The sequence below is a fragment of the Nonomuraea sp. NPDC049784 genome (assembly GCF_040659615.1).
GTDB lineage: Bacteria > Actinomycetota > Actinomycetes > Streptosporangiales > Streptosporangiaceae > Nonomuraea.
In genome coordinates this window covers 1-10,588 of record NZ_JBFAMX010000346.1, presented here as the reverse complement: position 1 = coordinate 10,588, position 10,588 = coordinate 1, and the positions used below count along the sequence as shown (strand labels likewise).

General features: G+C 67.0%; 11 protein-coding genes and 1 pseudogene. 5 read left to right on the top strand and 7 right to left on the bottom strand.

The features are described from left to right. Together AB0J09_RS42040 and AB0J09_RS42035 are read right to left on the bottom strand one after the other, a co-directional pair. Window positions 1–1,129 (bottom strand): helix-hairpin-helix domain-containing protein (locus AB0J09_RS42040; RefSeq protein WP_360703971.1); only part of this gene is annotated, 1,129 nt, incomplete at its 3' end. Between the two features lie 452 nt (window positions 1,130–1,581). Beyond that, entirely contained in the window at window positions 1,582–2,004 is a 423-nt protein-coding gene (locus AB0J09_RS42035) for a spore-associated protein A (RefSeq protein WP_360703968.1), read from the bottom strand. Between the two features lie 344 nt (window positions 2,005–2,348). Between AB0J09_RS42035 and AB0J09_RS42030 the strand changes: the two genes are divergently transcribed. Beyond that, complete coding sequence (locus AB0J09_RS42030; protein ID WP_360703965.1) at window positions 2,349–3,251, top strand: rhomboid family intramembrane serine protease; 903 nt, start codon at window positions 2,349–2,351, stop codon at window positions 3,249–3,251. Between the two features lie 722 nt (window positions 3,252–3,973). Here the strand turns inward: AB0J09_RS42030 and AB0J09_RS42025 are convergent. The 3 genes from AB0J09_RS42025 to AB0J09_RS42015 all read right to left on the bottom strand — a co-directional run bounded on the left by AB0J09_RS42025 (window position 3,974) and on the right by AB0J09_RS42015 (window position 6,190). Next, entirely contained in the window at window positions 3,974–4,465 is a 492-nt protein-coding gene (locus tag AB0J09_RS42025) for a hypothetical protein (RefSeq protein ID WP_360703962.1), read from the bottom strand. A 296-nt stretch (window positions 4,466–4,761) separates the two neighbouring features. Next, the gene (locus tag AB0J09_RS42020; RefSeq protein ID WP_360703959.1) at window positions 4,762–5,190 is read right to left on the bottom strand and encodes an HIT family protein; all 429 of its coding nucleotides are present in this window, start codon (window positions 5,188–5,190) and stop codon (window positions 4,762–4,764) included. A gap of 373 nt (window positions 5,191–5,563) precedes the next feature. Further along, complete coding sequence (locus AB0J09_RS42015) at window positions 5,564–6,190, bottom strand: TetR/AcrR family transcriptional regulator (RefSeq protein WP_360703956.1); 627 nt, start codon at window positions 6,188–6,190, stop codon at window positions 5,564–5,566. A 136-nt stretch (window positions 6,191–6,326) separates the two neighbouring features. Here AB0J09_RS42015 and AB0J09_RS42010 point away from each other — a divergent pair, with 136 nt between their 5' ends. Both AB0J09_RS42010 and AB0J09_RS42005 read left to right on the top strand, forming a co-directional pair. Then, window positions 6,327–7,250 carry a hypothetical protein gene (locus AB0J09_RS42010; RefSeq protein WP_360703953.1) on the top strand — a complete coding sequence of 308 codons (924 nt, stop codon included), beginning with the start codon at window positions 6,327–6,329 and terminating at the stop codon, window positions 7,248–7,250. A gap of 164 nt (window positions 7,251–7,414) precedes the next feature. After that, on the top strand, window positions 7,415–8,338 hold the full coding sequence (locus AB0J09_RS42005; protein WP_360703951.1) for an NADP-dependent oxidoreductase: 924 nt from the start codon (window positions 7,415–7,417) through the stop codon (window positions 8,336–8,338). A gap of 284 nt (window positions 8,339–8,622) precedes the next feature. Here the strand turns inward: AB0J09_RS42005 and AB0J09_RS42000 are convergent, their stop codons facing one another. Next, the gene (locus AB0J09_RS42000; protein WP_360703948.1) at window positions 8,623–9,138 is read right to left on the bottom strand and encodes a hypothetical protein; all 516 of its coding nucleotides are present in this window, start codon (window positions 9,136–9,138) and stop codon (window positions 8,623–8,625) included. Between the two features lie 121 nt (window positions 9,139–9,259). On the opposite strand from AB0J09_RS42000, the gene AB0J09_RS41995 reads away from it, so the two are divergent. Then, the gene (locus AB0J09_RS41995) at window positions 9,260–9,748 is read left to right on the top strand and encodes a DUF5946 family protein (RefSeq protein WP_360703945.1); all 489 of its coding nucleotides are present in this window, start codon (window positions 9,260–9,262) and stop codon (window positions 9,746–9,748) included. A gap of 123 nt (window positions 9,749–9,871) precedes the next feature. Here the strand turns inward: AB0J09_RS41995 and AB0J09_RS41990 are convergent. After that, window positions 9,872–10,263: pseudogene (locus AB0J09_RS41990) on the bottom strand (response regulator transcription factor); the annotation flags it as partial. Window positions 10,264–10,304: 41 nt separating this feature from the next. Between AB0J09_RS41990 and AB0J09_RS41985 the strand changes: the two are divergent. Further along, a complete protein-coding gene (locus AB0J09_RS41985; protein ID WP_360703942.1) occupies window positions 10,305–10,478 on the top strand; it encodes a hypothetical protein in 174 nt (57 codons plus the stop codon). Window positions 10,479–10,588: the final 110 nt, after the last annotated feature.

Here is a 10,588-nt window from a genome sequence, read left to right as displayed (position 1 = left end):
GGGCGGCCAGGATGACCTTGGCGCGTTTGGCGCGGGCCAGCAGCACGATGGAACGCACGGTGAAGCTCTTGCCACAGCCCGGCCCGCCGGTCAGCACGGCGACCTTCTCCGTCAGCGCCAGGCGGACGGCCTGGCGCTGCTCGGTGGCCAGCTCGGCGCCGGTCTGGCCGTGCAGCCAGCTCTCGGCCCGCTCCCAGTCGACGTCGGCGAAGGCCTTGAGCCGGTCGTGGCCCGAGCGCAGCAGCGACAGCAGGCCGGAGGCGAGCGAGAGCTCGGCGCGGTGGAAGGGCGGCAGGTAGACGGCCGGTACGACGTTCTCGCCCGCCGGGATGGGCTCGCGCACGACGCCTTCGTCGGCGACCAGCTCTTCCAGGCAGGTGGCGACCAGGTCGGCGGGCACGTCGAGGATCTTGACGGCGTCGGCGACGAGGTTGGGGGCGGGCAGGTAGCAGTGGCCGTCGTCGGCGGCCTGCGACAGGGTGTAGCGCAGGCCCGCCTTGACACGCTCGGGGCTGTCGTGCGGGATGCCGACGGCCTGGGCGATGGTGTCGGCCGTCTTGAACCCGATCCCCCACACGTCATCGGCCAGCTGGTACGGCTGGGTCTTCACGACGGAGACCGACGATTCGCCGTACTGCTTGAAGATGCGCACCGCGATCGAGGTGGACACGCCGACGCCCTGCAGGAAGATCATCACCTCTTTGATGATCTTCTGCTCCTCCCAGGCGGCCGCGATCATCTTCGTCCGCTTGGGCCCCAGCCCCGGCACCTCGACCAGCCGCTGCGGCTCCTGCTCGATGACCTCGAGCGTGTCGGTGCCGAAGTGGTCGACGATCCGCTCGGCCATCTTGGGGCCGATGCCCTTGATCAGCCCGGAGCCGAGATAGCGGCGGATGCCCTGCACGGTGGCCGGCAGCACCGTGCTGTAGGACCACACCTCGAACTGCCGGCCGTAACGCGGGTGGGAGCCCCACCGGCCGTGCAGCCGCAGCGACTCGCCGACCTGCGCGCCCAGCAGCGGGCCGACGACGGTGAGCAGCTCGGAGCCGGAGCGCTCGGTGGCCACGCGGGCGATGGTGTAGCCGGTCTCCTCGTTGGCGTAGGTGATGCGCTCAAGTACTGCGCTCAAATTAGTAGCGACATTTTCTGCACCCGCGTCCGGGCTCACCTCGGGCCTCCCCACGCCGATGAGACTAGGGCAGATCTACAACACCGCGGCACCTTCCGCCAACGAGCCGTCATGTCCGGCTACGTCCGTCGGCGAATCCAGGACCTGCCCGACGACGGCACCGTCACCTCACAGCAGGAGGCGCTTGGACGCCCACAACGACGACGCTGTGACGCCGGAGACGGTTCAGGCGGTCCTCCCCGCCGAGTAGTTCCGTAGCCCCCGAGCTGACAGGCCGCCGCGTACGCACCTACGCGGCGGGCCTCTAAATGCGCAGGCCAGGAATGGTGCTCGGCAACCTTCACCTGACGGCACACCGCGTTCTCCTCTGGGGGCTGAGCTGCTACGCAGCGCCCTGCGTGGCGTGCCCTCCACATCCCCGCTGGAGGGCGCCCTGTCTGGTTACAAGAGGTTCAGCCGCAGTGCACGTTGTTGAGCTTGACGCTCGTCCATGACGGCGAGATTCCCTCTACGTCAATACACTGGCCAGGCGCCGAGACGTACACGGGTCCGGCGTAGTACTTGTAATTGTCGGCGTCGGTGTCTTTCCCGCTGCCATCGCCTCTCGATATCGTGACGCCCTTCCAGCTCGTGGTGTTGGCGTAGGGGCCGTCGCCGTAGGTAAGGGCGCAGTTCTTGCCGGTGCTGGAGCTGTAGTACACCTCCAGAATGCCCGTACGGTACCCGTACTTTTCGATGCCGATGTTGTAGACGCCGACTCGGGTGTAGCTGCTGCCGCAGGGTCCGGCCGCGCTGGCCGGGGTGGCGCCTGCTACCAGCGTGGTGGAGGCCAGCGCCGCGCCGGCCAGGAGGGTCGCCAGCTTGCGTGTGCGCACGAATATCCTTTCGATTGCCAGTGATGTGATCATGATTACCACTGGCTCATGGCCGCCACTCACGAGTGGTGCTCAATGTGACGGTTCACACATCGCTACCTCCGTTGCCCGCCTCGTGCGTGCCGAGGTGCTGGCATGTGCGGGGTCAGGCGTGGACGTGCTCGGCGACCTTCGCCTCCACTGCCTCGTTCCGCGAGCCGGCAAGGAGACCATCGTCGAGCAGGTGACTGGGCTGACCGTGCGGTCCCTGGCGAATCAAAATCGATTTGATCACAAAAGCTCCCATATGCCGGTAATTCGATACTCTCGCTCTCCGCCGGAACCGCCCGAAGGTGTGGAGTGACGTGGAAGAGCAGATTGCCGAGGTGCCGACCTGCTACAGGCACCCCAAGAGCGAGACCTATGTCCGCTGCACCCGCTGCGACCGCTACATTTGCCCCGACTGCATGCGGGACGCGGCCGTGGGCCATCAGTGCGTCGAATGCGTACGCGAGGGCAACAAGTCGGTACGGCAGGCCAGGACGGTTTTCGGCGGCAGAGTGTCCGTCGTTCCAATGGTCACCTACGCTCTGATCGGCATCATCGTCCTGGCCTACGTCGGGGAGATCGCCATGCCCACGATCGTGGACCGGCTGGACGGCCTGGGCATCGGGCTGCTGGACACGGACGGCAAGTACTACCTCTACGACAGCGACACCGGTCTGGAGCCCGTCGGTGTGGCTGCCGGCGAGTGGTATCGGCTCGTCACGGCCAATTTCCTGCACCTGAGGCCCACCGAGGGTGGCTTCGGCATCCTGCACATCATCTTCAACCTGTACTGGCTGTGGACCCTGGGCCGGGCGGTCGAGGAGATGCTGGGCAGGCTGCGCTTCGTCGGGCTCTACCTGCTGGCGGCCGTGGGCAGCTCGGTCTTCGCGTACCTCATCTCCCCCGACACGGCCGCGGTCGGCGCTTCGGGAGCGATCTTCGGGTTGGGGGCGGCGTACTTCGTTTTCAGCCGACGGCTGCACCACGACCCGCTCGGGGGTGGTCGGCTCATGATGTTCTTCCTGATCTGGCTGGTCGTCTCGGCCGGGTTCAGCTCCTGGGAGGGACATCTGGGCGGACTCATCGTGGGTGGCGGAATCGCGCTCGCGCTGGCGTATCTGCCGCGCAAATACCACCCTGCCGCGATGGGCGCGATGCTCGTCTTGCTCGCCGTCTTGGTGGCGGTGAAGACCCACGATCTCGGCCTGTTGCTGGCCTAGCCACCGGCCGCCGGTGGCCTTATCCGCCGGCCGTCTTGGCGCTGCCAACCGTGGTGAAGCCGTCTGCCCCCGCGCCTCTCCTCCGTGAAGGCGTGCGACCTGGATGAAGAGGGAAAGGCCCGGGGGGCCTGGGTCAGTAGTCGGGACGGGTTCCAGGAGCGGCGCCACGCGGCCTGCGTGGTGTGCAGGCCGTATCGGGCAGCGTCCATGGAGTGGTCGTCCCAGCTTGATCGGGACGCCGTCACCCGTCGCGGCCTTCTTGTCGTCCCAGCTGTAGGAGCCGACCTCGGATAGCCACCCTTCGCAGGAGCGGTGGATACGCAGGTGGTCGGCGGCGAGGAGGTTGGAGACGGTGCGGATACCATCCATCACGGAGTTGTCGCCCTTGGTGGGCAGGAGCCCGTCCCAGTGCAGCTGCGTGATGAAGCTGGCGGCCGATGGGTCTACGACGATCCATTCCGGCTGCACGCCGTACGTCCCCGGTCCGCGGGAGTGGGGACAGGTGCGCAGCCACTCCTGAAACAGCTTGGAGTATTCGGCGTCGGTGAGCTGTCGGCGTACCTCGCGGGATTGGAGAGGGTTTCACAAGTGAGGCCATTGAGGAACCGGCCCCGGTAGGCCCGCTCGACCGCCCACTGGATCACTTCGCCGGTCGCAGCCAGACGTTACTCGGTCGTTGCGGCGACCAGGTCGGAGCACTGGTGTACGACTGCTCGTCAGAGCTACTCATGTGCCATCACCACCTCCAAGGTGAGGGGGGCGGCGGAGTCGAGTTCGATCGTGAACCCTCCTTCGCCCTCCTCCTCATCGTCTTCCTCGTCCGTCACCCTGGGCTGGTCGACGAGGGATACGACGAGCGTCGTGTGTGGCCGGGGAAGCCATCCGACGTCCGCCCGCGGATCGTGGCGAATGATTTCGAGGACACGTACAAGCGTCTCCGGGACTCCGACGAGACAAGTGTCACCCGGCGCCAGATGCTGAGGCTCGGGATTGGTGCGAAACACGTCCAGCAACCACTCGTACGAATCCGGATCGGTGGGGAACGCAACCTGACCGTTCCATCGATACTGCGAATCGGGATCGATCTCGCCCCACGGCCACTCGACGGTCGCGTAGAACCTCGAAACGTCCGCGACCCGCGCGGAGGTTGGTGGACATGTCACTCGTAGTACGTCGCCTACCCTGTAGTCGTGGCGGGGAATGCTGTCGCTCACCGTCCGCCTCTCCAACCAATCACGGGGACAAACCCGGCTGCATCCTGCCATAGGACAACTTGATCAGTACTGCGCTCCGGGCGAGACGCAATGGTCGAGTGAGTGTGAGATCCCACGGTCATGCATGTCATGACATGTCCGGTAGACAAAGTTCTCGAAAGTTACTTGCTGGTAGATGGTTGTCATGTGACTCCGAGGTAAGGCGTGAACGCTTCAACTACCGGGGATGTCTCTGTGCGCTTCGCGCCCCTGTTGCCAACGGTCGGATTCGGCAGCTGTTCAATGGGGAGCCCCGATCAGAGGTGAGGGCTGAGACACTTGGCGATCCGGTCGGTCTCTTCGAGGTCGAGCCGGGGGACCTCGCCCCACTGCGTGCCGCCGCCGGGCAGGGTGCCGGCGACGTGGAAGTGGACATGGGGGACGGACTGGTGCGCGGGCACCCCGTTGTTCTGCCAGACGGCGATGCCCTCGGGGTCGTAGGCGGCTGCGATGGCCCGGGCCGCCCGCCGTACCGCGTTCATCACGTCCTGCTCCTCCGCCGGGGTCACGTCCATGACCGTCGGGCGGTGAGCGACCGGGATCACCAGCACGTGCCCCTGCCCACGCTGCTCACGGGTGACCAGGATGGCGACCTGCTCGCCCTGTTCCACGATGGTGTAGGGCCGGAGCCCGGCGAGATAGTCGCAGAAGGGACACCGGTCGGCGGATGGCATGGATATCGGCATGTTCCCGATCTTCCCAATTCTCGTCAGGTGTCGTGGCCGTGCACGGGACCCGGGACCCTCACCTGGAAACCCTCGGATGTCGGTCGTTCGTCGTACCGCGTGAGTCGGCGGACGGTAGCTCAGGCGCTGGCCTCCGTCTGGCCGACGCCGCGCAAGCTGCTACCGGCCCGGGCGTCGCGATTGGACCCCTACAAGCCGTTGATTGATCAGATGCTGCGGACCGACCTGGACGCGCCGCGAAAGCAGCGGCACACCGTGGTGTGGATCTGGAACCGGCTGGTGGAGGAGCACGGCGCGGTGGAGGTGTCGTACGCGATGGTGCGCAACTATGTGCGCCGTGCGGAGATCCGATCAGCAGGAGAGTTGAGACCGGTCATCGTCGCGTCTGACCGTCTCGCCCGTGGTGCGCGATCAATGGCAGGACGATCTGGTCGACGATCTCGGCGAGCGCGTCTTCAGACAGGGGGCGCTGATTGAGCAGCGTCTCCGCGGCCACGAGCGCGAAGGGCAGCGTGGCGACTCGGGCCGGAAGCCGAGCCTCGTCCAGCTCGCTGCGCAGGACGGCGCGTTCGAGCATGGCATCCATCTCACGCTTGCCAGCCTGGCTGACGCGGTCATGCAGATAGCCGGTGAGATCGCTGTCGTCTGCCCGGCCGTCGCCGATCGCCTGGAGGATCGGGGCGAGCTCGGTCATGCGCGTACTGACCTGACTCAGCTGGGTCAGGAGGTCGGTGCGCAGGGAGCCGGTGTCGGGAACGGGCGGTGGCAGGGGCGGCGCCTGATGGTGGAGGGCGGCCAGGACCAGGTCGCGGCGGTGTGGCCATCGGCGGTAGAGCACCGTCCTGCTGGTCCGGGCGCGCGCCGCCACGGCATCGTAGGTGAGCTCGTGGTAGCCGACGGCGCGCAGCTCCTGCCAAGCCGCATCGAGCAGGGCAGCCTCGAGTTCGGCACCCCGTCGACGCCTGCTCGGAGTGGGGTCGCCCGTACCTTCATTAGACACATTGTGTATCTTAACATCCATTATAAGATACGAATTGAACCTTATGGGGGATACATGCGCGGCAAGGGCGTGCAATACGACACCGGAACCTTCCCAAAACGGCGACACCACCCGCAGTGTCTTCGACCCCGCGACAGTGGCACGCGAGATGCGCGTCATCGCCGACGACCTGCACTGCACCACCGTCCGCATCACCGGCGGAGACCCCGAACGACTCACCGTCGCAGCCCGGTATGCCGCCGAGGCCGGGTTGGAGGTGTGGTTCTCACCGTTCCCCTGTGAGCTGACCGAACAGCAGCTGCTCCCCTACTTCGACGACTGCGCCGACCGCGCCGAGGCGCTGCGCCGCGACGGCGCTCGCGTGGTGTTCGTCACCGGCTGTGAGCTGAGCCTTTTCGCCCGCGGTTATCTGCCCGGCGACACCTTCAACGACCGCATGCAAACCATGCGCGCCGCGCCACCGGTGCGAGCCGCCGCGCTCGCCGCGATCCCCGATCGCGTCAACGCCTTCCTGCCCCGGGTCGTGGCGTCCGTTCGCCCCCGCTTCGGCGGCCTGATCAGCTACGCCTCGATCCCCATCGAGCACATCGATTGGACCCCCTTCGACATCGTCGGCGTCGACGCTTACCGCAACCAGCACAACGCCGCCACCTTCCGCGATGACCTGCGCCAGTACTTCACTCACGGCAAGCCCGTCGCCGTCACCGAAGCCGGCTGCTGCACCTTCCGCGGTGCGAGCGACTGGGGCGCGGGCGGCTGGACCGTCATCGAAGCGGGCGGCACCGTCAAGCCCGGCACCATACGCGACGAGGACGAGCAGGTCCGCTACATGAACGACCTGCTGCCCATTTTCGAAGAGGAAGGCTTCGACACCGTCTTCTGGTTCAGCTTCGCCGGCTTCGAGCTGCCGCACCGCCCCGACGCCCGCCACGACCTCGACCTCGGTTCATACGGCATCGTCAAGATGCTCGACGGCGCCCACGGCCACACCTACCCCGGCATGCCCTGGGAGCCGAAGCAAGCTTTCCACGCCCTCGCCCGCCACTACGAAGATCGCTGACGGGCCGAGGAGAACTCGGGGGCGGGGGCGTGCTCTCCCCCCGATGCTGCACCGCCCCGAAGCCCGCCACGACCTTGCCGACCGCAGCGAGTGCGAATGGATCAACCCCGGCGCAGGCGGGTACGTTCGTCGTGTCGCATCTCCACCACGAGCGAGGCCCTGCCATGCAAGCTGTCACCGTCCGAGACCGCTCCGCGGGCCTGGCTGGGCTTTCCCTGACGGAAGAGCCGTACCCCCACGCCGCCGAGAACGACGTCATCGTACGGGTGCACGCTGCCGGGTTCACCCGAGGAGAGCTCGACTGGCCGGCAACGTGGACCGATCGCGCGGGCCGCGACCGCACGCCGAGTGTGCTTGGGCATGATGTGTCCGGTGTCGTCGCCGAGTTGGGGTACGGAACCACTGGCCTGTCCGTCGGCCAGCGGGTGTTCGGGCTGACCGACTGGGCCCGCAACGGATCGCTGGCCGAGTACGTGGCGGTGGAGGCCCGCAACCTCGCGCCGCTGCCGGCCGACATCGCATACACCGTGGCCGCCGCACTGCCGATCTCCGGCCTGACCGCATGGCAGGGACTGTTCGACCACGGCCGCCTCGCCGCCGGCCAGACCGTCCTGATCCACGGTGCCGCGGGCAGTGTCGGCTCCATCGCGGTGCAGCTCGCGCGCGAGGCAGGAGCCCGAGTAATCGGCACCGGCAGGGCCGGCGACAGGGACACTGCACTCGGCCTCGGCGTGGACACCTTCCTGGACCTGCAGTCCGATCCCCTGGAAGATGCCGGCCAGGTCGACGTGGTGTTCGACGCGATCGGCGGCGACATCCTGGAACGCTCGGCCGCGTTGGTGCGCGCCGGCGGCACGCTCGTCACCATCGCCTCGCCACCCATGGTTCAGCCCCGAGAGGGGCGAGCGATCTTCTTCGTCGTCGAGCCCGATCGCGCCCGGCTCGCGGACCTGGCTCGGCGACTCCGGGACGGGCGGCTCCGCCTCATCGTCGGGGCCGTGCGGACGCTTGCCGAGGCGCCCTCCGCGTTCGCGCCGGCCCAGCGCACCCCCGGTAAGACGATCATCCGGATCGCGGAAGACGAATAGCCGGCTACGTGTGCGGACTGCGTGACGCGAAGCTGCTGGTGATCTTCGTCTCCAATACAGGAGATGAGCTCAAAGTCGAGGACCCATCAAACTAAGGGCCTCGGATGCACAACGGGTAGTACGCACCGAGCTTTCGCAACGGAATCCACGCCATGCCTGACGGTGATCCCCCGACCACGCCGACCGGCCCAGCGGCGTTCTATGCCTTGCCCGTGCCAAGCCATGTGCCGCGTTGGCGGACCTCGGTGCAGACACGTTCCCGAACAAGAAATCTGTAGACGCCGTCAGCCGGTCGACGGCGGGTAGGTCACATCCAGCGATTCTCCGAGCGGCAGCCGCCGCCATGCCGTGACGACCTCCCGGATCCTGGCCCGCACGGGATGGAGCGTCGTGGCGGTGAGCATGTCCGGCCGGGACAGGTTTCGACTCCGGCACTGCTGATCCACCCATGTCAGGCACTGCTCGTCATCAGCGTCGACCCAGGTGGCGGTGGTGATGCCGGCGACGACGCACTCGGCGAGGACCAGTCCGCCCAGGTCCCGGCCGGCCAGGCCCTTCGGGGGTACGCCCCGGGCGATGCGGTCGGCCTCGGCACTGAGGAAACCGAAGTCGACGCCGTCGGCGACCAGGTCCCAGAATCCGTTCCGCAGGGGAAGGTGGCCCTCGATGAGGAAGTGCATCAGATCATGGGGAGGCTGGTCGCCGGCCTTCGTCCACGGCCACTTCAGGCCGCTGCCATCGTCGCGCGTGACATGTACCCAGTCGTGGCGTCCCCGGGCACGGACGAACTTGATGTCCATGAGAATCCATTCTCGACGTGCCCGCGGCTCCCTGGCAGCCGGATTTCCACCGGACGTAGAACATGAGGCTGCGCTGAAATGTCGTCGACAAGGCTGTTGCCGGCCACCTATGTTGCAGGCCATGACAGATAGCCCCATGACGGGTCAGTGCGACTGCGGTGCGATTGCCGGCCCGCTGGGCATGTGCGTGGACTACTACCACGCAATCCTGGCTGAAGAGCAGGCTGATCCTCAGATGTACAGGTGGCACGCGCCTGTGGTCTGCGCGTATCTCCTGCAGCATCCTTCCAGAGCCCATGAGAAGTACCTTGACGGCCAGTTCCGCCAGCTGCAGCTCTACGTGGACAAGGGCCTTGAGGCGCTGCTTCGTGTGGCAGCCCATCAGGTGGCGCGGAACAAGCACGGGGCACAGTCGAGCTACGACATGGCGCCATTCGCGGCGTACGCGCCGCTTCCGCCTGGCGGATCTCCCAGGCACTTCCGCGCTACGTTCTGCGAGTTGCCATTCAGGGACGGCAGCTTCGTGTCTGATGGGCATCTGGCATACGGACGCCGCATCGAAATCATCGCCGAAGCGACAGTGGAGTCCTGGAGATCCGTCCAGAGCTGACGCACGACGCCACCACCGGCGACGGCAACTCAAAGATCGACAAGTGCGGCAGCCCAGGCCGGAGGAGGTGAGCCGGACTTGCAGTGCGGCAGGCCTGCAGGCATGTCACCGGCGCAGTACGGCTCAGGTGGCGCCGGTGCGGACCAGGCCGCTTTCGTAGGCGTAGACCACGGCGTGGACGGGGTCACGCAGGCCGAGTTTGGTGAGCACGCGGCCGTGGGTCTTGACGGTGCCCTCGGACAGGAAGAGGGAGCCGGCGATCTCGGTGTTGGACAGGCCGCGGGCGATGAGGCCCAGCACCTCGCGTTCGCGTTCGGTCAGGACGTCGAGGTCGGCGGCGGGGGTGGCCGGGGTGGAACCGATGCCGACGTATCGCTAGAGGAGGCGGCGGGTCACGCTGGGCGCGACGACCGCGTCGCCTCGTGCGACCACGCGGATGGCTGAGAGCAGGTCGGGCGCGAGGATGTCTTTGAGGAGGAATCCGCTGGCGACGCGTGGAGGGCGGCGTAGACGTATGGCCGTACTGGGGTTGTCGGCATCAGCCCAGGCCGGGCTGATGACCGAGATCGACGAACTCGGCATCAACCTGCTGACCGTCACTCCCGGCCAGACCATCGCCGGCGAGCATGCCGAGCTGCCCGGCGACGCGCCGGAGATGATCGCCAGAATCGGTCCGGTTGAGCCGACGAGGGCGCGGCGCAGGGTTGCGGCGTCCGAGGCCGGCTGGTGAGCGCCATAGCAGCGGTCGGCGGTGCCGTCCGGCAGCAGAGTCCAGGCGGCGGCGAGGTCGACGGCCGGATCGCCGGCGAACAGGGCCCGAAGTCGATCACGCCGCAGATG

Bases quoted from the DNA above. Each gene is read 5' to 3' on its own strand.
- AB0J09_RS42020 (WP_360703959.1), bottom strand. From the start codon at position 5,190: ATGCCGATATCCATGCCATCCGCCGACCGGTGTCCCTTCTGCGACTAT.
- AB0J09_RS41995 (WP_360703945.1), top strand. From the start codon at position 9,260: ATGACAGATAGCCCCATGACGGGTCAGTGCGACTGCGGTGCGATTGCC.
- AB0J09_RS42000 (WP_360703948.1), bottom strand. From the start codon at position 9,138: ATGGACATCAAGTTCGTCCGTGCCCGGGGACGCCACGACTGGGTACAT.
- AB0J09_RS42005 (WP_360703951.1), top strand. From the start codon at position 7,415: ATGCAAGCTGTCACCGTCCGAGACCGCTCCGCGGGCCTGGCTGGGCTT.
- AB0J09_RS41985 (WP_360703942.1), top strand. From the start codon at position 10,305: ATGACCGAGATCGACGAACTCGGCATCAACCTGCTGACCGTCACTCCC.